Below are 22,737 nucleotides of genomic sequence, written 5' to 3'. Positions count from 1 at the left end.
CCGTTGCATTTTTGAGAAATTCGACTACGAAAATAACAGGGTCGCGAAAGATAGGTAGAACCGAATGCGTTCGACGAATACGCTGACCAGAGCCGATATATGCGAGGCCGTCCACAAGAAGACCGGCTATCCGAAAAGCGAATCCCAACAACTCGTCGAGGATGTCCTCGACCTGATGACCGAAGCTCTGATTTCGGGCGAGAACGTGAAGATATCCGGGTTCGGCACCTTCCTCCTGCGCGACAAGGCGGAACGCGTCGGCCGCAATCCCAAGACGGGCGTCGAAGTTCCGATCACCCCGCGCCGGGTTCTGATCTTCCGCGCCAGCCAGGCCTTGCGGGACAAAGTCTCCAAAGCATGAGCGAAAGCGCCTCTCTCTTCGACGACGGCAAGGATCCGCAGGCGCTGCGCACGATCGGCGAAGTGTCGAATGCGCTCGGGATCAAGCCCCACGTCCTGCGCTATTGGGAAGAGCAGTTCCCGATGCTCAAGCCGACCACCCGCGCCGGCGGTCGGCGTTATTACCGCGCCGAGGATATCGCGCTGGTGCGCCGGATCGACGACCTGGTGAACGCGCAGGGCTATACGCTCAAGGGCGCGAAGAAGGCGTTGGCAAAGAAGGTCGAGCCGGTGGGCGAGGCAATCGCCGCGCCGCATCCGCAGCAGCAGGATGAGCGTCCCGGAACGCCGGCCCCCGCGCTGGTCCCGCAATTGCGCGCGATCCGCGATCGGCTCGCCGCGGCGCTCCAGCACTGATTTTCGTTCAGGCCAACTTTCAAGCCAACTCTTCGACCGGATAGCGGCGCACCTCGAGGTTGCACGCCGCCTTTCCGAGGTCGGCCCAGCGATCGACCTCGCAGGAGAGCTGGACATAGGCTCCGGTGGGAAATTTTTCGGCGATGCGCTCGCGCTCGACCGCCGCGGCGTCCTCGCGGATCAGCTCGAGCGCGAGATAGGTCAGACCCGGATTGTGCCCGATAAGCAGCAACCGACTGAAGGCATCGTCCTGCGCCTGCACGAGGTCGAGCAGGTCGCCGGCGCTGGCGAGATAGATCCGCTCCTCGAACTGGGGCGACAGGCTGCCGCCATAGCCAGCATTGACCTGGTCGAAGGTTTCGCGACAGCGCCGCGCCGGGGAGACGAGCGCGCGCTCGAACTCGCCGCGTTCGCGGCGCATGTATTCACCCATTTTCGCGGCTGCCACGATCCCGCGCCTGCTCAGCGGGCGATCGAAATCGCTCGGGGCACCGGCATCCCAATCGGACTTGGCATGGCGCAGTAGGGCGAGGGTCTTCATGCCCCCTGCTACGCACGCGAATAGTGGGACGTTCCAGCTTTTGATTGCTTTTTGTTAACCTCGGCGGCCGCGACCCGCGCGATCGCCTCGTCGAGCGGGCAGCGGATTACCGGCGTACCTTGCGGAAATGCGGTGAGAAAACGGCTCGGGAAGGCGGGCGAAAGCATCACGAACTGGCCGCGATCGTCGGCTCGGCGCACCAACCGCCCGAACGCCTGCGCGAGCCGCGCACGAATCAGGTGGTCGTCATAGGCCTTGGCCCCGCCTTCCGTCTCGGCCGCGGCCAGCCGCCGCGCGCGGTGGAGGATCGTCGGCCGTGGCCACGGCACCTGTTCCATCACCACGCAACGCAGCGAATCGCCGGGCACGTCGACTCCGTCGCGCAGCGCGTCGGTGCCGAGCAGGCTGGCGCGCGGATCGTCGCGGAAAATGTCGGTCAGCGTGCCGGTGTCGATCGGATCGACATGCTGGGCGTAAAGCGGCAGGCCTGTGCGTGCGAGCCGGTCTGCGATTCGGCCATGCACCGCGCGCAACCGGCGGATCGCGGTGAACAGGCCGAGCACCCCGCCGCCCGCCGCCTCGATCAGCCGCGCATAAGCGCCGGCGAGGGCGGGGATGTCGCCCTTGCGGATATCGGTGACGACCAGGATTTCGGCCTGGGTGGCATAGTCGAACGGGCTCTGCGCCGCGAACAGCGCGGGCTTGACCTCGAGGTGCGGCGCTCCGCTGCGCGCGACCGCGCTGGGCCATTCGGGCGCGCCTTCCTCATCGCGCTCGGCCAGCGTCGCGCTGGTCAGCATCACGCCGTGCGCGCCGTCGAGCACGGTGCGTGCAAACGGCTTCATCGGGTCGAGCCAGTGGCGGTGGATCGCGACATCGAATTCGCGCGCGTCCGAGCGTTCGACCGCCAGCCAGTCCACGAATTCGGGGTCGCCGGGGCCGCCGAGCCGGTCGAGCATCGCTTCCCACGCCGCGAGCAGGTCGATCCGCCAGCCGAGCGAGTAGCGCGCGCCCTCGACCCGTGCGCGCCCCTGCGCGTCGAGCCAGTCGGGCGCGTCCTCGATCACCGCCTCAAGCCGCCCGGCGAGTTTCAGCAGCGGCTTGCGGATCGCGGCGAGGGCGTCTGCCGCGTTGGCCGCCTGCTCGACGATCGCGCCGTCGAGCCCCGCGGCCTCGGTTTCGATCCCGTAGCCCGCCTCGATCCCGCCGCTCTCGTCGCGGGCATAGGTCGCCGCGCGAACCGCGGCGAGCAATTGCTCGATCGGACCGAGCGGCGCGCCTTCGGCGAGCCTCCCGAGCCAGCCGCTCGCGGGCAGGGCCTGCGCTGCCTCGGTCGCGGCGTCGATCGCCTGGCCGCCGCCTTCATCGTAGCTGGCGATATCGGCGAGCCGCGCGGCGAGTCCGCGGCGGCGGCCTTTGGAACCGCGCTCGGGACCGAGGATCCAGCGCTTCAATTCGATCGCCTCGCTGCCCGACAGGGCGGCGGCGAAGGTGCTGTCCGCCGCATCGAAGACGTGATGGCCCTCGTCGAAGATCACGCGGCTCGGCTTGTTCGCCGCATCGCGCCCGCGCGCGGCGTTGACCATCACCAGCGCGTGGTTGGCGATCACGAGGTCGGCCTGCGCCGATTGCCGCGCTGCGCGCTCGATGAAGCACTTCCGGTAATGCGGGCAACCGGCATAGACGCACTCGCCGCGCTGGTCGGTGAGCGAGCGGATCGCGCGGCGGCGGAACAGCGTGCCGAGCCAGCCGGGCAGATCGCCCCCGATCATGTCGCCGTCGCGCGTATAGGCGGCCCAGCGCGCCACCAGTTGCGCGAGCACGGCGGGGCGTCCGCCGAAGCCGCCCTGTAACGCGTCTTCGAGGTTGAGCAGGCAGAGATAGTTCTCGCGCCCCTTGCGCACGACCACGGGCGGGGTGCCGTCCTCGCGCGCGGCGGGCCACGCGCGCGCGCTCTCGCTGCGGAGCTGTCGCTGCAGGTTCTTGGTGTAGGTCGAGACCCACACCGTACCGCCGCTCTCCTTCGCCCACAGCGAGGCGGGGGCGAGATAGCCCAGCGTCTTGCCGATTCCCGTGCCCGCCTGCGCGAGCAGCATGTGCGGCGCGTCGCGGCGCGCACGCGGGGCGAAGACATGCGCGGCTTCGCCAGCATATCGGCGCTGGCCGTCGCGCCGCTCGGCCGCATCGCCGGTAAGCGCATCGAGCTGCGCCTCGATTTCGGCGCGCGACAGGTCGACCTGTTTCGGCTGCGGGCGGTCCTCGTTTTCCTCCCATTGCGGCAGGCGCGAGAAGAGCCATTTCTCCGCCCGCTCGGGCTGGCGGATTTTCGGCATCAGGAGTTGCGCCCACGGCCAGCGCAAACGTGCGAGCGATTGCAGCGAGGACCACGCGCCCTCGCGCTCACCCCATTCCTCGACCTCGCAGCGATCGAGCAGTTCGGCGGCGGCCTGCCGCAGCAGGGCGGGGACCTCGGCATCGCTCGCGGGGACGGGAAGGCCGAGCACTTCGGCCAGCCCCTTGGGCGTCGGTACGCAGAATTGGGCCGGATGAACGAAGGCGAACAGTTCGAGCAGGTCGAGCCCCGAGAGGTCGGGATAGCCCAGGCGGGTCGCGACCAGCGGTGCGTTGAGGATCAGCAGCGGGGTGTCGGCCACCGCCATCACCGCCTCGCCCTTGGCCACCTCGCGCACGGCCCCGTCGGGGCCGCACATCCAGGTGCCGGCATGCGAGGCGTGAAGGGCTGGCAGGTCGAGCGGCGCGGTCACCGAACGGACCATGATGGGCTCGGAACGAAAAGTAAACAAAGGTAAGCGAGAATGTGCCGAGGGCCGTTCCGTTCGTCGCAAGGACTCGGCGGCTAGCCGCGAAACGATTCTTGAATGAGAAACTAATTCAACGTGTTGTAGAAATCTGAACCGTGGATTACGGGAACTGTGACGAAAATGTGCCCGTTTTTAGGGCATGACCAAGACACGCCATATGCTCGCCAGCGCCCCCATCGCGATTGCCGCCATGGCCGCGCTTTCCACCACCCCGCTCGCGGCGCAGTCGGCCGATCCGGCGGCCGCGCCGCCGGTGCAAGATACCGTCCCGCAGTCGCCGCCCCCGATCGTGCTGCCCGAGCCGCAGCCGACCGCCAGCCCGGCACCGCTCGTTATCCCCGACTTCGAACCCGAAGTGCAGGGCCAGAGCGCTGCGCAGCCGACCAGCGAACCCGCGGCTCGTACCAGCGCACAGCGCCCCGCCGAGCCGCGCGCCGCCACTCCTGCGGCGCGCACCCAGCCGCGTATGGATGTCGCCACGACCGCCCCGGCGAGTGAGTCGGTCGCCGAGGCCGAGACGGCTCCATTCACGGAAAGCGCCGACGAGCCGGTCGCCGCTGCCGCCGCGATGCCGACGGTCGATGCGTCCCAGCCGGTAGTGTCTGACTTCGATACCAGTCCAGCTTCGGATGAGGGGGCGACCAACTTCGCCCTGCTCGCCCTGCTCGCCCTGTTGCTCGGGCTCGGGGGCTTCGGCCTGATCGTGTTCCTGCTGATGCGTCGCCGCAAGCGTGCCCAGTCGGTGCCTGAAATCGAGCGTCCGATCGCCGCACCTGCCGCCGCAGTCGCGGCCAGCCCCGCGCCGCGTACCGCCGCGCCGCTCCGCGAACGCCAGGACCGCGCACTTGCCGGCGGAACCAACGCTGCCGGTTTCGCGCCCAGTGCCTTCGCCCGCAGCGATGGCGCGGCGGTCGAACTCCCGCGCGAACTGCCCGCCGATTTCGAGCAGCGCGACAGCCTGCTGAGGCGGATGGTGCAGGCCAAGCCGGACCGGGCCAATCCGTTCCGTTCGCCCAAGGCCCGGGCCAAGCGCGCACGCCTGATCCTCCAGTCGATCGGGCAGAGCTTCCGCGATCGCAAGCCGCGGATCGACCTGAGCCAGTACACCAATGTCTGGCCCGAACTCCGCGGCTGGAAACCCGCCAACGGTTAGGCTTGGTCGCAGAAGACGAAGCCGGGGGGCGTCCCGCGAGGGGCGCCCCCCAATCCTGTCGAGCCCGATCGAAGCGCTGTCCTACATCCTGCGCCGGGCGTATCTTGCCCGGATGCCAGTCGCCCGCTGTCCTCGCCGACCCGAAGGTTACACTTCGACGCTGTTCAATGGACGTCGAGCCCGCGGTTTCGGGCGGCTGGCGGGTGAGCGGACAGTTTTGCAAAGGGGCGGCTTCGGCGGTCCATCGCGCCCTGTTCGCACTTGCAACATCGCAGCGAGTCGGCAAAGGCAATGCCCATGAGCATGGAAGACCTGATCGCCGCCGCCCGCACTTCGAAAGCCTGGCCGTTCCAGGAGGCGCAGCGCCTGCTCAAACGCTATCCCGAAGGGACCAAGCCGGACGGCTCGCCGGTGCTGTTCGAGACCGGCTACGGTCCCTCGGGCCTGCCGCATATCGGCACCTTCCAGGAAGTGCTGCGCACCACGCTGGTGCGCCGCGCGTTCGAAGCGATGATCGGCGCCAAGCCCGAAGACGGCAAGACCCGGCTGGTCGCCTTCAGCGACGACATGGACGGGCTGCGCAAGGTGCCCGACAACGTGCCCAACCGCGAACTGCTCGAGGCCAACCTCCACAAGCCGCTGTCGCGCGTTCCCAACCCGTTCGGGACGAGCCACGAGAGTTTCGCCGCGCACAACAACGCGATGCTGCGCGCGTTCCTCGACCGCTTCGGCTTCGATTACGAATTCATCGCCGCCAACGATCGCTACAACTCGGGCCGCTTCGACGAGGCGCTCAGGCAGGTCCTGCGCAAGAACCAGGACATTCTCGACATCATGCTGCCGACGCTGCGCGAGGAGCGGCGACAGACCTATTCGCCGATCCTCCCGGTCTCGCCCGCCACCGGCAAGGTGCTGCAGGTGCCGGTCGAGGTGGTCGATGCAGAGGCCGGCACGATCCGCTTCACCGACGAGGACGGCAAGGTGGTCGAACAGAGCGCGCTCGGCGGCCAGTCCAAGCTGCAATGGAAGGTCGACTGGGCGATGCGCTGGTACGCGCTCGGCGTCGATTACGAGATGTACGGCAAGGATTTGACCGACAGCGGCGTCCAGTCGGGCCGGATCGTCAAGGTGCTGGGCGGACGCAAGCCCGACGGGCTGATCTACGAGATGTTCCTCGACGAGAAGGGCGAGAAGATCTCGAAGTCGAAGGGCAACGGGCTGACGATCGAGGAATGGCTCGATTACGGTTCGGAAGAGAGCCTCGGTTTCTACATTTTTCCCAATCCCAAGAGCGCCAAGCAATTGCATGCCGGGGTGATCCCGCGCGCGGTCGACGATTACTGGGCCTTCCGCGAGCGGCTGGCCGAACAGGAACTCGACAAGCAATTGGGCAACCCGGTGTGGCACCTCGCGCGCGCCAATGGCGGGTTCGAGGGCAGCGAGGCACCGGGCGCGGGCGACAGCCTGCCGGTGACCTATTCGCTGCTGCTCAACCTCGTCGGCGTGCTCGGCGCGGAGGCCGATCGCGACCAGGTGTGGTCCTATCTCGGCAACTATGTCGACGATGCCGATCCGGCCAAGCATCCCGCGCTCGATGCGCTGGTGACCAATGCGGTCGCCTACAACCGCGACTTCATCGCCCCGACGCTCGAAAAGCGCGCGCCGACCGACAGCGAGGCGGCGGCGCTGCGCGAACTCGATGCGCGGCTGGCCGATGTCGCGCCCGAGGCCAGCGCCGAGGAGCTGCAGACGATGGTCTACGAGATCGGCAAGGACGAAAGCTACGGCTTCGAGAACCTGCGCGACTGGTTCAAGGCGCTGTACGAAATCCTGCTCGGTTCCTCGCAGGGGCCGCGCATGGGCAGTTTCATCGCGCTCTACGGGATCGACAACACCCGCAGGCTGATCGCGCGGGCGCTGGGCTGAAGACGTTCGCGCCGGGGGGCTCTCAGCCCCAGCGGCGGGTGCGATACCACTTGGTGATGACGTATTTGACCCCTTGGGTCACCGGCGTCCCGGCGTGCATCGTGTCGTAATTGACCAGGCCGTCGGGCGTGGCGTTGTTCCAGATCAGCAGTGCGCCGCGCTGCGGCGGGACCGAGACGCCGATCCGCGTGAAATCGGTCGAGCCGCCTTCCTCGACCTCGTTGAGATAGGCCATCGCGGTCCAACTGCGCTGACCGCCATGCGCCTTCTCCTCGGCCCAGTAATCGGCCGCGGTATAGAACCAGTCGCAATGTTCCTTGAACTGCTGGCCCGGCAGGTAGCGCTGGCCCTGGATGTTCTCGCCGAAACTCGTGTCGATCCCGAGCAGGTCGTCGATCCGGCGATTGATCGAGCGGACGAAGGGATCGGCGAAATTGACGTCGCCCGAATAGCTGGTGCGGTACTGGTCCTGGTAGTTCATGTCGAACACGGTCGAGGGCTTGGCGACCCCGTCGACCATTGCGATCATGCGATCGCATTCGGCCGCGCTGAGGAACTCGCCGACCGCGAAGATTTCCGCTCGGTCCTCCATCACGGTTTGCACCCGCGGGTTGGCGGCGAGCCGTTTGCGGACCTTGGCACCGAGCTTCTTGAGCGCGGACTTGTCGGCGGCGGGAGCCTTGGCGGCGTGCGATTGGACGGTGTCGTTCATCGCGCCACACCTACCCAACGCGAAACGTCATTTCCAGACTGCTCTGGCAGCGTCGGACGGGCATGAAAAAAGCCCCCGCCTCGCGATGGAGGCAGGGGCCAGTCTGGTCCCCGAGGACCCGTTTCGGGGACGATCAGTAGAAAAAGTCGTAGATCACGTCGTGCACCTCGCCGGTGTAGATGTTCACCAGCAGCACGTCGTCGTAATAGCGGACCCAGCGATAGGGGCCGTAGACGGCGGGCAGTCGATAGCGCCACGGGTCGACGATCCGGTAGCGATTGCCGAAGAAAATCGATTCGAGGAAGAATCCGATGCTCAACCGGCGATAGCTGTAATTGCGGTAGGGCGCGTAATAGCGGCCCGCGCGGAAGTAGCGGCGGTTCTGCGCGCGATAGCGGCGCCAGTCGTAACGGCGCTGGTCGCGCCAGCGACGGTTCCAGCGGCGATAGTCGCCCCCGCGATAGTCGCGCGCCCGGCGCTGATCGCGATATCGGCGCTGGTCGCGATAGGCGTCGCGGGTGCCGGCGCTGCGCCCCTCGCGATAAGCCTCGCGCTGACTGCGACGCTGGTCAGCGCGGCGTTCCTGACGCCGTTCTACGCGACGGTCGCGGCGTTGCTCGGCACGACGTTCCTGCCGGCGTTCCACGCGGCGGTCTCGACGTTGCTCGGCGCGGCGCTCCTGGCGCCGTTCGACCCGGCGGTCGCGACGTTGCTCGCTTCGGCGATCGCGGCGCTGTTCGGCGCGGCGCTCCTGCCGTTGCTCGGCTCGTCGTTCCTGGCGGCGCTCGACACGTCGCTGGATCGGGGCCGTCTCTTCGCGCGGTGCGCGCTGGGCGCCGCGCGGCCCGCCGCTGCGGCGTTCGCTCCGGGAGCCGCGTCGCTCGGCACGTCGTTCGCGACGCTCCTGCCGCGCCTGCTGGCGATCCTGTTCAAACGCGGCATTGCTCAGCCCCGCTTCGGCGGTCGCTTCCATGGCGGCGGTAGGCATCGCCATCAAAGCGAGCGCCGCAGCGAGCGCGGCGAGCGCGGTCTGGTTGAGGAGCTTGTTGCTTTCCATGTTCTGCTTCCCTCCATTCCTCCGTCACCCCTTGTGGCGGATTATCTATCTGTTTGTAACCGGTCGAGCGTGACACCAGACTGAACTGGCCTGTTGCGTGCTGTTCAGTTTCGGATAACCTTTCGTGAATGGCGCTTTGCTTGCGGGAAAGGCGCAGCTGGGGCAGGACGGTAGCGATGCTGGAGACCTTCGAAGCGATCCGCGAGGATATCGATCGGCGGCTGGTCGAAGCGGTGCGCGATCGCCGTGCGCCGATGCACACGCCGGTGGTGGCGACCGAGGATGCGGATGCGCGGGTGATGGTGCTGCGGGGCTGGGATCCGGCGAACCGCACCTTGCGCTTTCATACCGATGCGCGCGCGCCGAAGTCCGCTGCGGTCGGCGAGGGCGCGCGGGTCGGCGTGCTGTTCTACGACAAAGAGGCCAAGGTCCAGATCCGCGGTCGCGGGATTGGCCGGATCGAAAGTGAAGGCCCGACAGCCGACCGGGCATGGGCTGAAAGCGAGAATTTCGCTCGGCGCTGCTATCTCGGAGCGGCACCGGGCGCGCCCTCGGAAGGACCGACATCTGGTTTGCCGACGCAGTTCGAAGGCGTCGAGCCGAGCGAGAGCGAGCTCGCGCCGGCGCGTGCGAACTTTGCCATCCTGCTCGTCGCGCTCGAGGAGATCGACTGGTTCAGCCTGTCCAAGGACGGGCATCGGCGCGCGCTCGTCACCGCCGACAGTGCTCGCTGGATCGCGCCCTAGCGGCGCAACACGAAGTCCGCTCAGGCGGCGATCACGCCCTGGGAGATCCCGCTGATCGCGGCCGAGACGCGGTCGTGTACACCGAGCTTCTTGAACACGCGCCGTGTGTAGGTGTCGATCGAGCTCGCGCTGAGATCGAGGATGGTCGCGATATCAGAACTCGACTTGCCCCGCGCGATCCATTTGAGGACCTCGTTCTCGCGGTCGGACAGGCCGGCCTTCTCGACCGTGGCATCGCTGTAATAGGCGACCAGCCCGTTATGCACCGCGCTCGAGAAGGATTCGAGCAGCACCAGCGTGGTCGGGTCGACCTCGGCGACGCTGCAGTCGAAACCGAACGAGATCACCGCGTTCAGGCCGTAAGGGCCGAACACCGGGACCATGAATTCGTCGATCACGCCCTTGTCCGAGACCTTGTCCGTGATCTTCGCGATCAACTCGGGTTCGTCGGAACGGAAATGCTCGGTCGCGACGGCGAGCGAAACCGGTCGCCCGCACGAAATGACGTAGCGGTGGCAGGTCGATACCGCCGCTGCGATTTCCTCGCTCGGTTGCGAATGTGATAGCGCACGCTCGGAGGCGAAATAGGTGAAGCTGCGGCACCCGATCACCGAGGAGAACTGCGGCACCAGGTGATAGCTCAGTGAAATGGCGCCGAGCCGCCGCGACGCCTTCAGGATCCCTCGTGCCAGTTCGAAACTCGTGGCTTTCCGCGGGGCGGTGGAAAGCGCCTTGACCAGCGACTGGATCGAGATGTCGACCCACGGATTTACGGAATTCGTCATAGTCCCAGCTTTCGAATTCCCCCGTTTGCGGCGGCTGTCGCCTTCCGGACGACAACCAGCGATGCCCGGACCCGATAACGTTCAGCTACCGGAGGGACAGTCACGTGCTTCCGTGACAATACTTTGTGGGACCAACGCGTGTATCGGGGTGGCGGAGCCCTTTCGGGGTACCACGCTGCGCAACGACCGGGGCGGAACACCCGTTCCGCCACCGGCCGCTGTCAGCGCCCGATCCGCCGCGTAGCGGGGATCAGGCCGCCTGCTTGATCTCGCGCAGGGTGACATCGAAGGTGATGTCCTTGCCCGCCAGCGGGTGGTTGCCGTCGGCCTTGACCGATTCCTCGCCCACTTCGACGATGTGCAGCATCAGCGGCTGGCCGTCCTGGCCCTGCGCCTGAAGCTGCATGCCCGGCTGCGGGGCCGGCTCGGGCGGCAGGTTGGCGCGCGGGATGTCGATCACCATTTCATCGCGGCGCGGCCCGAAGGCGTTGTCGCTGTCGACCTCGACGGTCTTCTCCGCGCCGACTTCCATGCCGGTCAGCGCTTCCTCGATCTTGGGCATGATCTGCCCCTGGCCGAGCACGACCTGCTGCGGGCCGCTTTCCTGGGTGTTGCCGACGACGGTGCCGTCTTCGGTTTTCACGACGTAATCGATGGTGACGGTGTCACCCTGCTTTGCAGTAGCCATATTGTCCTCTTGGAATCTCGTGTGTGCGGCGCGAAATGGGCCGCCGGGGGAAGTCGCCGTGTTGCAGGCGCCGAGGTTCCATTGTCGCAAGGCTGCCCGGGCGAGTCAAACGAAGCGGTAGCGCGGCCTGCACGCTTCAGCCCGCGAGCTCGGCGATACGGGCATGCGCGGCGGCCACAGCCTCGGCCTTGGTCTCCTCGCTGACCTTGAGGCCCTCGGCGATCACGAAGACCGGGTCGTCGATCCCGATGAAGCCAAGCACGCTCGTAAGGTAGCGCTCGGCATGTTCGACGCTGCGCTGGGCGCTGTCCTCGCCATAGAGCCCGCCGCGGGCGATCGCGACGATCACGCGCTTGCCGCCCATCAGCCCCTCGACGCTGCCGTCCTCGCGGTAGCGGAAGGTCTCCCCGGCGACGAGCACGCGGTCGATCCACGCCTTGAGCTGGGTGGGAATGGTGAAATTGTACATCGGCGCGCCGATCACCACCGTGTCGGCGGCCTTGAACTGCGCGAGCGCATCGAGCGAATCCGCCTCGCCGAAGGCGGGCAGGGTGAGGTGGTCGAGCGGCTCGGCGGCAAGATCGCGATAGGTCACGTCCGCGTTGCCGAGCGCCTCGACGATCGCCGCGCTGAGTTCGCGGCTGACCGATGCTTCGCCGCTGATGGAGGAATCGATGTGCAGGATGGTCATGGTTAGGGTCTCCGGTCAGAAATGTTGACCAGGCCCATCTATGCGACCATCTAGAACCGGCAAGAACGCAAAACTTCCTGACCAGGTCACACCTCTATGACTGCTCCTTCCGATCACCCCCCTTCAGACCATCCGCACGCCAATCCCGATTGCCGCGCGGTCAGCGAATTGCTGAGCCGGGTGGGCGACAAGTGGACCGTGCTCGTGGTCGAGGCGCTCGCCGAGGAGACGCTGCGCTTCAACGAGCTCAAGCGCCACGTCGGCGGGATCTCGCAGCAGATGCTCACCCGCACGCTGCGCGCGCTCGAACGCGACGGGATGGTCGCGCGCACCGTCCACCCCACGATCCCGCCGCGGGTCGAATACGCGCTGACCGATCTCGGCCGCTCGCTCGCGGAGCCGGTGATGGCGCTGGTCGGCTGGACCTTCGCCAATTTGCCGACGATCCACGCCCACCGCGAGACGTTCGATCGCGCGCAGGACGAGGCCGAAGCGGCCTGATCGCGGCGCGGCGTGGACCACCGATCGCGGGGTTTTGAAAAACTCTCGGGCACTTTAGAAGTCTGCAATTCCAACCGCTTGCGCTCGGATTCGCGTCCCGCGGTGTAACCTTTCACGCGGGCGGACGCGCGGCGATGGAGATGGGGCGGGCATGGCGCGATCATACCGCGCGCACTCGATGTAGGACAGCGCGCACCGCCCGGTCCCAGTTCCGGAAAAGAAAAGGCCAGCGACACACTGGGTGCGCTGGCCTCTGTCCGGCTGGTGCCGGAATTTGCGAAACGGTTACGGGCTGACCGGATCGTCCTCGCTATCGGCGACGATGAACACTACGAGCACGAACAGCGCGAAGGCAGCTGCGAGCGCACCGGCATTGCCGCCGAACGCGGCTTCTTCCTCCTGCGGTGCGACAGGAGCCGCTTGCTGCGCCGCGACCGGGGCGGCGACGAGGGTGGCAGCCGCTGTACCCGCGACCAAGGCTTTGGAAAATTTCATAGTCCGCCCTTTCTGTGATTGAATGCATCGTGTTAGGGGTTGTTCACGCAATAAGCAAATCATCTCGTCGATGATAGGCCACGGGTCGTCGGGTCGAATTAACCGTGAATTGGCCTGTCTGCGGGCAAGTCCGTCTAGGCGTCCGGCCGCATTTCCGTGCGCCGCGGGGCTGCGTGTCAGCCCTGCTCGGAGCCGGACGCCCTGACGCAATAGGCGTCGTAGGCATCGGGGTCGAATGCCTTCATCCCGATCTCGGCGCGAAACTCGGTGACCCGGTCGATATCCTCGACCTCGCCGAAATCCGCCTTGCCCTCCGCGCAGCCGATCTGGGTCGCATAGCGCTGGGGCTTGCCGCGGGCGCGGGCGATGCGATCGAACATCGCGGCATAGTGCCACGGCGTCAGTTGCCCGGCCTCGGCGGCCTCCTTGACCTGCGGGAGGACGCTCTCGGCCAATGCGACATCCCAGGCGAGGTTGCCGTCGCCGTCGAGCGCCATGGCGTGCTGGGCGAGGTACCAGGCGGCGTTCTGCGCCTCTTCGCTGAAGAGCGGCGGCTTGGGCCAGCCGTGCAGCGCGATGACCTGCTTGAGACGCGCGGTGTTGGGCATGTCGACCTTGAACGCGGTCGCTCCCATCGCCTGCCCGAAACAGCTCTGCGCGAGCTCGCCGGAATAGTCCGCGCAGAAAGCGCCTCCCATCACTTCCCCGCGCGCCCACTGGTCGACCCGGTAGCGCTCGAGCAGTTCGGCGGAGAGACAGGCGATGTCGTCGTCGGCGCAGTCCATCGCCCCGAGCGTTTCGAGCTCCGCCGCGAACGCGGCCGAGATCCGCTCGCCGATCGTCGTGGCTACTTCAGGTGTCGCGTCCTCCTGCGCCGCTGCCGGAGCGGCGAGCGCGAGGCCGAGCCCGGCAAGGCCCGCGGCGATCGATCGGTGCATGATGGTCCCCCTCAACGTTGTACGCCCGGCACGCTAGGACCACGGAATGAACGGGAGATGACACCCCCGATCGATCACCGCCGCTCGAAACTGTCCAGCCCTTCGCCGTCGATGGCACGGGCATCGATCCGTTCGACCCGCGCGCGGGGAGGGCCGCCTTCCATCGCCGCGACCATCCGCTCGACCGCCTGCCGCTCGCCCTCGACCTGCGCCTCGACCGTCCCGTCGGGCAGGTTGCGGACCCAGCCGGCAAGGCCCAGCGAACGCGCGGTCTCGACCGTCCAGTCGCGGTAGAACACGCCCTGCACGCGGCCATGGATGTTGAGGTGACGGGCGGTCATGCGGAGGTCTCTAACATGCCGCGGTTCCGGACTCACCCGGTCGGTCCATAGCCTCGAACCCGAAATTTTCCGCCAGGTCGCGCCACCCGGGATTGGCGTCCTCGATCAGCCTGATCTTCCAGCCGCGCTCCCATTTCTTCAACTGCTTCTCGCGCCGGATCGCCGCTTCCAACTCCGCATGGACTTCGAACCAGACGAGCATTTTCACGTCGTAGCGCTTCGAAAATCCCTCGAAGGTCCCGTCGCGATGCCGATGGATGCGACCCGGGAGATCGGACGTCACGCCGATATACAGCGTACCGTTGCGCTTCGAAGCGAGGATATAGACGCAAGGCGTGCGTTCGAACGGCATGACCGAGGCCTAAGGCACTGCCCGCGACCCGTCATCCCCCTTTTGGTCTTCCCCAAGCCTCATCGTCATCCCCGCGAAGGCGGGGATCCAGGGCGAACAGGCACCAAGCCAGACTGGATTCCCGCCTGCGCGGGAATGACGACAATGGGGTGGGAAGCGGACAGTTAGTCAGATGTTTGCGCCGCAGTGGGTGAGGGATAGTCGATCTTCTGAGACGTCGTATTCGCCAAACGCTACCTTGTAGGGCCTGTCGTCCAACATCCGTTGATGTTCCGGCACGCGAGCATGGATATGTCGCCCGCCTTTGAACTCTTCGAAACCTGCTTCCCGCAGATCCACATCGATCTTTCCATAATCATACCAATCGTAGTCCCAGCCCAAGAAAGGCTCGGACATAAAGGTATAATGACGCTCCCAGCTATCTAGAGAGCCAATGCATGATACCTTGCTCAGCCGTTGCTCCAGTCGGTCAATAGTCTGCTCTGTTGGTCGACTTGGAATAAATCCGGAAGAGCAACCAGTGAGCGAAGCCGCACACAGTATCAGCAGGAAGCGCATGGCCCATGTTTCGCACAGGCCCTTAATGTCAGCAACCGGGGCGTAAGCGGACATTCCGCTTACGACCCGACACCTCGTCCTACCTAGTCAGCTTCTTGTAACTCACGCGGCTCGGCCGATCCGCGGCATCGCCCAGACGGCGCCGCTTGTCCTCTTCATACGCCTCGAAGTTGCCCTCGAACCATTCGACGTGGCTGTTGCCCTCGAAGGCGAGGATGTGCGTCGCCAACCGGTCGAGGAAGAAGCGGTCATGCGAGATGACCACGGCGCAGCCGGCGAAGTTCTCGATCGCTTCTTCGAGCGCGCCGAGGGTTTCGACGTCGAGGTCGTTGGTCGGTTCGTCGAGCAGCAGCACGTTGCCCCCCTGCTTGAGCATCTTGGCCATGTGGACGCGGTTGCGTTCGCCGCCCGAGAGCTTGCCGACGTTCTTCTGCTGGTCGGGGCCCTTGAAGTTGAACGCGCCGACATAGGCGCGGGTCGAGACGTCGTGGCCGTTGACCTTCATGTAGTCGAGCCCGTCGGAGATTTCCTCCCACACGTTGTTCTTCGGATCGAGATGCGCGCGGCTCTGGTCGACATAGCCGAGGCGCACGGTCTCGCCGATCTCGACCTTGCCCGAGTCCGGCTCTTCCTGCCCGGTGAGGATCTTGAATAGCGTGGACTTGCCCGCGCCGTTGGGGCCGATCACGCCGACGATGCCGCCCGGGGGCAGCATGAAGGAGAGGTCTTCGAACAACAGCTTGTCGCCATAGGCCTTGGTGATGTTCTTGGCTTCGATCACCTTGCCGCCGAGGCGCTCGGGCACCTGGATGACGATCTGTGCCTTGCCCGGCTTGCGGTTGCCCATGTCTTCCTGGAGCTGGTCGAACTTGCGGATACGCGCCTTCGACTTGGTCTGGCGCGCGGCCGGCGTCTGCCGGATCCATTCGAGTTCGCGCTGCAGCGCCTTCTGCTTGCCGCTTTCCTCGCGCGATTCCTGTTCGAGGCGCTTGGCCTTCTTTTCCAGGTAGGTCGAGTAATTGCCCTCGTAGGGATAGTAGGAGCCGCGATCCAATTCGAGGATCCATTCGACGACATTGTCGAGGAAATAGCGGTCATGGGTGATCATCAGCACCGCGCCGGCATATTCCTTGAGGTGGTTTTCGAGCCACTGGACGCTTTCGGCGTCGAGGTGGTTGGTCGGTTCGTCGAGCAGCAGGATGTCGGGCTTCTGGATCAGCAGGCGGGTGAGCGCGACGCGGCGCTTCTCGCCGCCCGAGAGGTTTTCGACGCTCGCCTCGCCGGGCGGGCAGCGCAGCGCCTCCATCGCGATCTCGAGCTGGTTGTCGAGCGTCCACCCGTCGACCGCGTCGATCTCGGTCTGGAGCTCGGCCATTTCCTCGCCGAGCTTGTCGAAGTCGGCGTCGGGCTCGGCCATTTCGGCACTGATCGCGTTGAACCGCTCGACCTTGTCGGCGATGTGGCGCGCGCCGTCCTTGACGTTTTCGAGCACGGTCTTGCTCTCGTCGAGCTCGGGCTCCTGCTCGAGATAGCCGACCGTGATGTTCTCGCCCGGCCAGGCCTCGCCGGTGATGTCGGTGTCGATCCCGGCCATGATCTTGATCAGCGTCGACTTGCCCGCGCCGTTGGGACCGACGATGCCGATCTTGGCACCCTGGTAGAACTGCAGGTTGATATTGCTGAGCACCGGCTTGCTGGCGCCGGGGAAGGTCTTGGTCATGTCCTTCATGACGAAGGCGTATTGCGCTGACATCGAGCGTGTCCTTTGAATCGGGCGATGTGGAAGAAAAGTTCGGGCGCGAGATAGGCGTTGCGGCGCGCGCGGGCAAGCGGGCGTGACAACGGGGAACATGTCGCACGCGGCTTGCGTTCGAAAGACCATGAAACATTTGCTTTTTGCCTCGCTCGCCGTCTCGGCGCTGACCCTCACCGCCTGCTCGGGCTCGGACGATGCCGAAACCGACGCCGCGACGGAGACCGGCACCGCCGCGGTCGATACCTCCGCCGATGACGAGATCGGCGCCAACTGGGCAAGCCGTGAGGGCTACGACAGCGATGCCGAGGCGAGCCGCGAGGAAGCGAGCGAGCAGGGCGGCACGCTCTCGCTGACGCTGCCCGACGGCGTGACCCAGGCGATGCTGGGCGAGCGGACCAAGCGGATGATCGCGGTGCAGGTGCTGCTCGACAAGAGCAACCATTCGCCCGGCGTGATCGATGGGCGAGAGGGCGCCAACACCAATCGCGCGATCCGCTACTACCGCGAGGCCAACGGGCTCCCTGCGGGCGAGGGAATCGACGGCGAGCTGATTTCCGCGCTGCTCGACAATCACGGTGGCGACGTCTTCCGCACCTACACGGTCACCGAGAAGGACGCCGCGACCGAGTTTTCGGACGTGCCCGAGGAATTCCCCGACATGGCGAAGAAGGACGCGCTGGGCTACGAAAGCGCGCGCGAAATGCTCGCCGAGCGGTTCCACATGGACGAGGATTTCCTCGCCGCGCTCAACCCCGATGCCGATTTTGCCAAGGCGGGCACCAAGCTGGTGATCGTCAGCCATGGCGACGACCGGATCGATGCCGATATCGCCAAGGTCGAGGTCCGCAAGGGCGAAGCCACCGTGGTCGGGCTCGACCAGGCGGGCAAGGTGCTGGTGAGCTTCCCGGCGACGATCGGCAGTTCCGACTTTCCCAGCCCGAGCGGCCGGATGAAGGTCGCCGCGATCGCGCCCGAGCCCAATTACACCTTCGATCCCGACGACCAGGACTGGGGCCCGGACGAGACCTTCATCCTCCCGCCGGGGCCGAACAACCCGGTCGGCGGGACGTGGATCGATCTCGGCAAGGATGGCTACGGCATTCACGGCTCGCCCAACCCGCAGATGGTCGCCAAGGAAGCGAGCCACGGCTGCGTGCGGCTGACCAACTGGGATGCGGCGGCCTTCGCCAAGGCGCTGAAAACAGGCACGCCGGTGGAGTTCGTCTAACCGGACTTCACAAAGCGCGGGGAGCGCGGTAGCCCCTCGCGCCATGAACAAGACGCTCTTCGCGCTCGCCGCGCTTTCGCTCCCGCATTTCGCGCTCTCCACACCCGCCGCCGCCCAGTCGGGGCCTGGACCGTGCGAGGACAGCTGCACGCTCGAGCAGCGCGCCGATGCCGCGCTCGAAGGCGACCAGTTGGCGTGGGACTTCGTCGAAGGGATCACCACCGAGGTCGGACCGCGCCAGGCCGGGACCGAGGCCGAGAAACGCGGCCGCGAATGGGCGATGGCCTGGCTGCGCGCGCAGGGCTTCACCAAGGTCGCCGACGAACCCTTCATGATGGACACCTGGGTGCCGGGCGACACGCACGAGGCCGAGATCCTCGCCCCCTTCGCGCAGCCGCTGGTGGTCCAGCCGCTCGGCAATTCGGCTTCGACCGGGCCCGACGGGATCACCGCCGAGGTGGTCTATTTCCCGACCGTCGCCGAACTGCGCGAGGCGCCCGACGGCAGCCTGAAGGGCAAGATCGCCTTCGTCAGCCATGCGATGACCCCGACGCAGGATGGGTCGCAATACGGCTTCGCCGGGCCGGCGCGCTGGGTCGGCGCGGGGATCGCCGCGAGCAAGGGCGCAGTCGCGACCGTGATCAAGTCGGTCGGCACCGATCGCAACCGCCTGCCGCATGTCGGCGGGACCTCCTTCCCCGAAGGGGTCGCGCCGACCCCGGCGGGCGCGCTGTCGGTGCCCGATGCAATCAACCTCGAACGCATGTTCGAACGCGCTGATGGCAAGCCGATCACGATGAAGCTCACGCTGACCCCGCGCCGCCTCGGCCAGACGCAGAGCGGCAATGTCGTCGGCGAGATCGTCGGTCGCAATCCCTCGCTGCCGCCGGTGCTCGTCGCCTGCCACATCGACAGCTGGTGGAACGGCACCGGCGCGTTCGACGACGGGGCGGGCTGCGGCATCGTCGCCGCCGCGGCCAAGCACGTCGCCGCCACCGGGCAGCCGCTGCGCACGATCCGCGTGCTGATGGCGGGCGCCGAGGAAACCGGGCTGTGGGGCAGCCGCGCCTATTCCGACGCGCATATCGACGAGCCGATCGCGGTCGGGCTCGAGAGCGATTTCGGCGCCGATCGCATCTGGCAATTCCAGAGCAATTTCCGCGAGGCCAATCCCGACCTTCATGCCAGGCTCGCGCGCGCGGTCGCCCGCTTCGGCGTTTCGGACAGCACCGCAGTCGCCAGCGGCGGGGCCGACATCAACATCGCGCGCGACCAGGAAACCGCGATCATCGACCTGCAGCAGGACGGGACACGCTATTTCGACATCCACCACACGCCCAACGATACGCTCGACCGGATCGACCGCGCACAGCTGCGCCAGAACGTCGCGGTGTGGACCCAGGTGGTCGGAATCCTCGCCAACGAGCAAGGGCCGATCAAACCCTGACACGATCGGTCGGTTTTCCCCGACCCAGTGGAGTTTACTAAAGGGGATTTTAACCCCGCTTAACTATACGGCATCGCTGGAGGAGTGGGGTAGTCGATGAGCGAAAAAATCCTGGCCATGGCGAATCCAATGCTGTGCGCAGTGTTCGCTGTCGCGTTCTTCGTGCTTTGGCGGCGCGAGACCAGCGCGACCTGGATCGTCATCCTCGCGGCGACCTATGCTTCGCGCGCGGTCGGTTTCTTCGTCTTCCATTTTACCGATAATCCGAACGGGGTGGCGGCGATCGTCACCATGCACGTGTTCTACTCGGTCAGTGCGATCACGATCGTCTGGGCCATCTGCGCGCGCAACCGCCAATCGGCAGACCTCAAGACCTATCTCCTGATTTCCGTGCTCGGCCTCGCGCTGATCGTCGGCGCGACCTACGGGAGCGATTACAACGCCAGGCTCTACGCGGCCAATGCCAGTTACGGCCTGATCCTCGCGCTCGGCACGCAGACCGCGGCGCGCAAGGTGGAAAAGGATTTCCTCGACAAGGTGATCCTGTTCCTGCTCGCCATGGGCGCGTTCCAGTTCTTCGTCCGGCCGATGCTGGCGATCATCGTCGAAGGCTCGATGACCGCCGAGCAATATCGCGAAACGCCGTTCTACGCGCTGATGGTCGTGTGGCTGGCACTCGCGTCGCTGCTGATGGCGATGGCGCTGCTCGCCGCCGCGCTGACCGACCAGATGAACGCCATGCGCGAGGAATCGCAGCGAGATTCGTTGACCGGGCTCAAGATGCGCGGACCGTTCGAGGAGGCGGCGATCGCCATGCTCAGCCGCGCCAAGGAACAGAACGTACAGGTCGGGGCGATCGTCGCCGACATCGACCACTTCAAGCAGGTCAACGACATCTGGGGCCACCAGGTCGGGGACAATGCGATCGCCGCCTTCGGAGACCTGCTCGGCTCGACGATCCGCACCACCGACCTTGCCGGTCGCATCGGCGGAGAGGAATTCTGCGTCCTTGTCTGGGATTGCGAATCCGATCCGACCACGGGGCTCGCCGAACGCATCCGCAGCCGCTTCGAACGGCTCCCGATCGAGGGAATTTCGGGCGACGTCCGCTTGACCGCGAGTTTCGGCGTGGCCGCGTGGGATTCGCATGAAGGCTACGGCAAATTGTTCGCTCGCGCCGATGCGGCGCTTTACGCGGCCAAGGAGAACGGCCGCAATCGCGTGGTCGGCGAGGGCTGGGACAATCCCGTCGACGCCACGGTCGATGTGGCCGAATTTGCCGCGCGCCAGGAGGACGACCAGCCGGGCGATCGGCGCTCGGGCGTCCGCGGGATCGCCACCGCCTGACGCCGGGCCGGCTCGGCCCCGACTTGCAATCTCGGTCGCGCGATGGTCCATTCGGCGCGATGATCATTCCCGGTGAAATTCTCGATACGATTCTGCGCGGCGTGATCCTCGCGACCATCGCCTTGCTCTGGATCGTCGTGCTCATCCGCATCAACGGGCTTCGCTCGCTGTCGAAGATGACGAGCTTCGATTTCGTCATGACGGTCGCGTTGGGCAGCCTCGTGGCGGGGGCATCGCAGGCCGAGAGTTGGCTCAAGTTCCTCCAGCCGCTTGCGGGGATGGTGGGGCTGTTCGTCGCACAATGGGGGAGCGCGAGGATCCGCAAGAACTCGGCCTGGATGGAAAGGATCATGCAGAATGAACCCGTCCTGCTGATGCGCGACGGCGAAATTCTCGACGAGGCCCTCGAAAAGACGCGGGTCGCCCGCAGCGACCTGATCGCCAAGCTGCGCGAGGCCAATGTGACCGACTATTCGCAGGTGCGGGCGGCGGTACTCGAGACCACGGGAGACGTCTCCGTGCTCCATGGTGAGACGCTCGACGAAGCCTTGCTCGAGGGAGTGCGGAAAGAAACCGGTTCCTGACCGGTGCAAGTGGTCGGGGAGACAGGATTCGAACCTGCGACCCTCTGCTCCCAAAGCAGATGCGCTACCAGGCTGCGCTACTCCCCGACACTTTACTCGGCCTACCGCTTCGCTGCGTGCGGCCAATCCCGGCCCACCGCTTCGCTGCCTGAGGCCTGCGGACCGCGGCGGTGGTGGGCCCGGCAGGACTCGAACCCGCGACCAAGCCGTTATGAGCGGCCAGCTCTAACCAACTGAGCTACAGGCCCCCGCCTGGACTGGCGGTTACCGCGCCCCGATTGAGTATTCAAGCGCGGTTGTACGCGCGAGGCTAATCGAGCTCGACGGCACCCATGATGTCGCCGATATCGGTCGCGCGCACGCCGCGCTGGTCGAGATGGGCGAGGATCTCGCGCCACCAGTCGTAGAATGCGTCGAGATCGTCGTTGTCGCGCACATAGGGGGTGTTGCCGGGCACCAGCGAGGGGCTGTGGAAGGCGAAGTTGAGGATCGGCAGCCCGTCGCCGAGCGCGTGGTCGATCGCGGCCTTGGCCTCGTCGATGCTGACGCCCTCCGGGGTGAGCGGTACGCGGTTGAGGAGGCCGAGCCGCGCCGCCGCGCCGCGCAGCGCGGCGACCCGGCCGGACCGGCGATAGAGCTTCGGGCCATGGCGGCGCAGGAGTCCGGTGAACACGGTGGTCAGCGGCAATTCGAGGATTCGCACGTCGCGCCCGACCCAGGCCGGACTGGAATCACGCGTGCTGAAATCGGGACCGTCCTCGGCGTGGTAATCGTGATAGGCGCGCACCGAGCTGTCGATCGCGATACCTTCTTCGCCGAGCAGCGCGATCGTGTTGGGCCCGATGCCATAGCGCCCGGCGCGATAGATCTTCGCATCGACGCCGAAGCGCGCGCGCACCGTCTTGGCGAGCGTCGCGATCTTGGCGCGTTCGAGCGCGGGCGGGAGGTTGCCGGCGAAGCTGTTGCGGCAGTTGACCTCCTCGTCGTGCGGCGGGGTGACCCAGGGATGGAGCTGGAGCCCGACATCGGCCTTGCGGCGGCGGAACGCGCCACCGAGGATATCCTGCGCGATCGACGAATTGGCGACCGGATAATCGACGAGGTAACAGGGAATTACCCCGGCACCTTCGCAGAAGGTCTGGAACTTGCGCAGGCGCACGACCGAATCGACCGCGGTATTCTCGCGTGCGAGCGGCTGGGTCCAGTCGAAGTCCTCCTCGACGTCGACCGTGACGAGGAAGGCCGGGCCGAACCCGTCGCGAAAACGCACCGCAGGATGTTCGTCGGTCGGCAAGATTCCCCCCTTGAATTCC

The 22,737-nt window shown here is 66.2% G+C and carries 24 protein-coding genes and 2 tRNA genes; 10 read left to right on the top strand and 16 right to left on the bottom strand.

Features of this window, described 5'->3' with window-relative positions:
- Window positions 1–64: 64 nt before the first annotated feature.
- Both IEW49_RS07725 and IEW49_RS07720 read left to right on the top strand, forming a co-directional pair.
- Window positions 65–361 carry an integration host factor subunit alpha gene (locus tag IEW49_RS07725; protein WP_188642124.1) on the top strand — a complete coding sequence of 99 codons (297 nt, stop codon included), beginning with the start codon at window positions 65–67 and terminating at the stop codon, window positions 359–361.
- Window positions 358–756 (top strand): MerR family transcriptional regulator, encoded by a 399-nt coding sequence (locus IEW49_RS07720; protein ID WP_188642123.1) that lies wholly within the window; start codon window positions 358–360, stop codon window positions 754–756. The genes IEW49_RS07725 and IEW49_RS07720 overlap by 4 nt, the downstream gene beginning before the upstream one ends.
- 19 nt (window positions 757–775) lie before the next feature.
- On the opposite strand, the gene IEW49_RS07715 is transcribed toward IEW49_RS07720, so the two are convergent.
- Window positions 776–1,297 (bottom strand): SixA phosphatase family protein, encoded by a 522-nt coding sequence (locus IEW49_RS07715; RefSeq protein WP_188642122.1) that lies wholly within the window; start codon window positions 1,295–1,297, stop codon window positions 776–778.
- Window positions 1,298–1,305: 8 nt separating this feature from the next.
- Window positions 1,306–4,074: an ATP-dependent DNA helicase gene (locus IEW49_RS07710; RefSeq protein ID WP_188642121.1), complete on the bottom strand. Its 2,769-nt coding sequence runs from the start codon at window positions 4,072–4,074 to the stop codon at window positions 1,306–1,308.
- Between the two features lie 184 nt (window positions 4,075–4,258).
- Here IEW49_RS07710 and IEW49_RS07705 point away from each other — a divergent pair, with 184 nt between their 5' ends.
- Window positions 4,259–5,272, top strand: a complete 1,014-nt coding sequence (locus IEW49_RS07705; RefSeq protein ID WP_188642120.1) for a hypothetical protein — start codon at window positions 4,259–4,261, stop codon at window positions 5,270–5,272.
- 297 nt (window positions 5,273–5,569) lie between these two features.
- On the top strand, window positions 5,570–7,198 hold the full coding sequence (locus tag IEW49_RS07700; RefSeq protein ID WP_188642119.1) for a lysine--tRNA ligase: 1,629 nt from the start codon (window positions 5,570–5,572) through the stop codon (window positions 7,196–7,198).
- Between the two features lie 22 nt (window positions 7,199–7,220).
- On the opposite strand, the gene IEW49_RS07695 is transcribed toward IEW49_RS07700, so the two are convergent.
- Entirely contained in the window at window positions 7,221–7,910 is a 690-nt protein-coding gene (locus IEW49_RS07695) for a prolyl hydroxylase family protein (RefSeq protein ID WP_188642118.1), read from the bottom strand.
- 133 nt (window positions 7,911–8,043) lie between these two features.
- Complete coding sequence (locus IEW49_RS07690) at window positions 8,044–8,967, bottom strand: RcnB family protein (protein ID WP_229658129.1); 924 nt, start codon at window positions 8,965–8,967, stop codon at window positions 8,044–8,046.
- Between the two features lie 176 nt (window positions 8,968–9,143).
- Here IEW49_RS07690 and IEW49_RS07685 point away from each other — a divergent pair, with 176 nt between their 5' ends.
- Window positions 9,144–9,713: a PNPOx family protein gene (locus IEW49_RS07685; RefSeq protein WP_188642117.1), complete on the top strand. Its 570-nt coding sequence runs from the start codon at window positions 9,144–9,146 to the stop codon at window positions 9,711–9,713.
- Between the two features lie 20 nt (window positions 9,714–9,733).
- On the opposite strand, the gene IEW49_RS07680 is transcribed toward IEW49_RS07685, so the two are convergent.
- The 3 genes from IEW49_RS07680 to IEW49_RS07670 form a co-directional block, all read right to left on the bottom strand.
- Window positions 9,734–10,498, bottom strand: coding sequence for a helix-turn-helix domain-containing protein (locus IEW49_RS07680; protein WP_188642116.1), 765 nt, complete (start codon window positions 10,496–10,498; stop codon window positions 9,734–9,736).
- Between the two features lie 250 nt (window positions 10,499–10,748).
- Window positions 10,749–11,186 (bottom strand): FKBP-type peptidyl-prolyl cis-trans isomerase, encoded by a 438-nt coding sequence (locus IEW49_RS07675; RefSeq protein ID WP_188642115.1) that lies wholly within the window; start codon window positions 11,184–11,186, stop codon window positions 10,749–10,751.
- A gap of 136 nt (window positions 11,187–11,322) precedes the next feature.
- Window positions 11,323–11,877, bottom strand: coding sequence for an FMN-dependent NADH-azoreductase (locus tag IEW49_RS07670; RefSeq protein ID WP_188642114.1), 555 nt, complete (start codon window positions 11,875–11,877; stop codon window positions 11,323–11,325).
- 96 nt (window positions 11,878–11,973) lie between these two features.
- Here IEW49_RS07670 and IEW49_RS07665 point away from each other — a divergent pair, with 96 nt between their 5' ends.
- Window positions 11,974–12,378, top strand: coding sequence for a winged helix-turn-helix transcriptional regulator (locus IEW49_RS07665; protein WP_188642113.1), 405 nt, complete (start codon window positions 11,974–11,976; stop codon window positions 12,376–12,378).
- Between the two features lie 285 nt (window positions 12,379–12,663).
- Here IEW49_RS07665 and IEW49_RS07660 read toward each other — a convergent pair whose 3' ends face one another.
- The 6 genes from IEW49_RS07660 to ettA form a co-directional block, all read right to left on the bottom strand.
- A complete protein-coding gene (locus IEW49_RS07660) occupies window positions 12,664–12,873 on the bottom strand; it encodes a hypothetical protein (protein WP_188642112.1) in 210 nt (69 codons plus the stop codon).
- A 176-nt stretch (window positions 12,874–13,049) separates the two neighbouring features.
- Entirely contained in the window at window positions 13,050–13,811 is a 762-nt protein-coding gene (locus tag IEW49_RS07655) for a DUF6624 domain-containing protein (protein WP_188642111.1), read from the bottom strand.
- Between the two features lie 74 nt (window positions 13,812–13,885).
- Window positions 13,886–14,152 carry an acylphosphatase gene (locus IEW49_RS07650; protein ID WP_188642110.1) on the bottom strand — a complete coding sequence of 89 codons (267 nt, stop codon included), beginning with the start codon at window positions 14,150–14,152 and terminating at the stop codon, window positions 13,886–13,888.
- Between the two features lie 10 nt (window positions 14,153–14,162).
- Window positions 14,163–14,504, bottom strand: a complete 342-nt coding sequence (locus IEW49_RS07645) for a GIY-YIG nuclease family protein (RefSeq protein ID WP_188642109.1) — start codon at window positions 14,502–14,504, stop codon at window positions 14,163–14,165.
- Between the two features lie 168 nt (window positions 14,505–14,672).
- Entirely contained in the window at window positions 14,673–15,062 is a 390-nt protein-coding gene (locus IEW49_RS07640) for a hypothetical protein (RefSeq protein WP_188642108.1), read from the bottom strand.
- 79 nt (window positions 15,063–15,141) lie between these two features.
- Window positions 15,142–16,815, bottom strand: coding sequence for an energy-dependent translational throttle protein EttA (ettA, locus tag IEW49_RS07635; RefSeq protein ID WP_188642107.1), 1,674 nt, complete (start codon window positions 16,813–16,815; stop codon window positions 15,142–15,144).
- 127 nt (window positions 16,816–16,942) lie between these two features.
- On the opposite strand from ettA, the gene IEW49_RS07630 reads away from it, so the two are divergent.
- The 4 genes from IEW49_RS07630 (at window position 16,943) to IEW49_RS07615 (ending at window position 21,424) form a co-directional block, all read left to right on the top strand.
- Window positions 16,943–18,046: a L,D-transpeptidase family protein gene (locus IEW49_RS07630; RefSeq protein ID WP_188642106.1), complete on the top strand. Its 1,104-nt coding sequence runs from the start codon at window positions 16,943–16,945 to the stop codon at window positions 18,044–18,046.
- 43 nt (window positions 18,047–18,089) lie between these two features.
- Entirely contained in the window at window positions 18,090–19,493 is a 1,404-nt protein-coding gene (locus IEW49_RS07625) for a M20/M25/M40 family metallo-hydrolase (RefSeq protein WP_188642105.1), read from the top strand.
- Between the two features lie 96 nt (window positions 19,494–19,589).
- The gene (locus IEW49_RS07620) at window positions 19,590–20,840 is read left to right on the top strand and encodes a GGDEF domain-containing protein (protein WP_188642104.1); all 1,251 of its coding nucleotides are present in this window, start codon (window positions 19,590–19,592) and stop codon (window positions 20,838–20,840) included.
- Window positions 20,841–20,899: 59 nt separating this feature from the next.
- Complete coding sequence (locus IEW49_RS07615; RefSeq protein ID WP_188642103.1) at window positions 20,900–21,424, top strand: DUF421 domain-containing protein; 525 nt, start codon at window positions 20,900–20,902, stop codon at window positions 21,422–21,424.
- Between the two features lie 10 nt (window positions 21,425–21,434).
- Here the strand turns inward: IEW49_RS07615 and IEW49_RS07610 are convergent.
- The 3 genes from IEW49_RS07610 to IEW49_RS07600 form a co-directional block, all read right to left on the bottom strand.
- A tRNA-Pro gene (locus tag IEW49_RS07610) sits at window positions 21,435–21,511 on the bottom strand.
- Window positions 21,512–21,595: 84 nt separating this feature from the next.
- Window positions 21,596–21,672, bottom strand: a tRNA-Ile gene (locus tag IEW49_RS07605).
- Window positions 21,673–21,734: 62 nt separating this feature from the next.
- Window positions 21,735–22,718 carry a polysaccharide deacetylase family protein gene (locus tag IEW49_RS07600; protein WP_229658128.1) on the bottom strand — a complete coding sequence of 328 codons (984 nt, stop codon included), beginning with the start codon at window positions 22,716–22,718 and terminating at the stop codon, window positions 21,735–21,737.
- Between the last annotated feature and the right edge of the window lie 19 nt (window positions 22,719–22,737).

It is taken from the genome of Pseudoblastomonas marina (assembly GCF_014641655.1).
Lineage (GTDB): Bacteria > Pseudomonadota > Alphaproteobacteria > Sphingomonadales > Sphingomonadaceae > Alteriqipengyuania_A > Alteriqipengyuania_A marina.
This window is presented reverse-complemented; position numbering and strand designations above follow the sequence as displayed.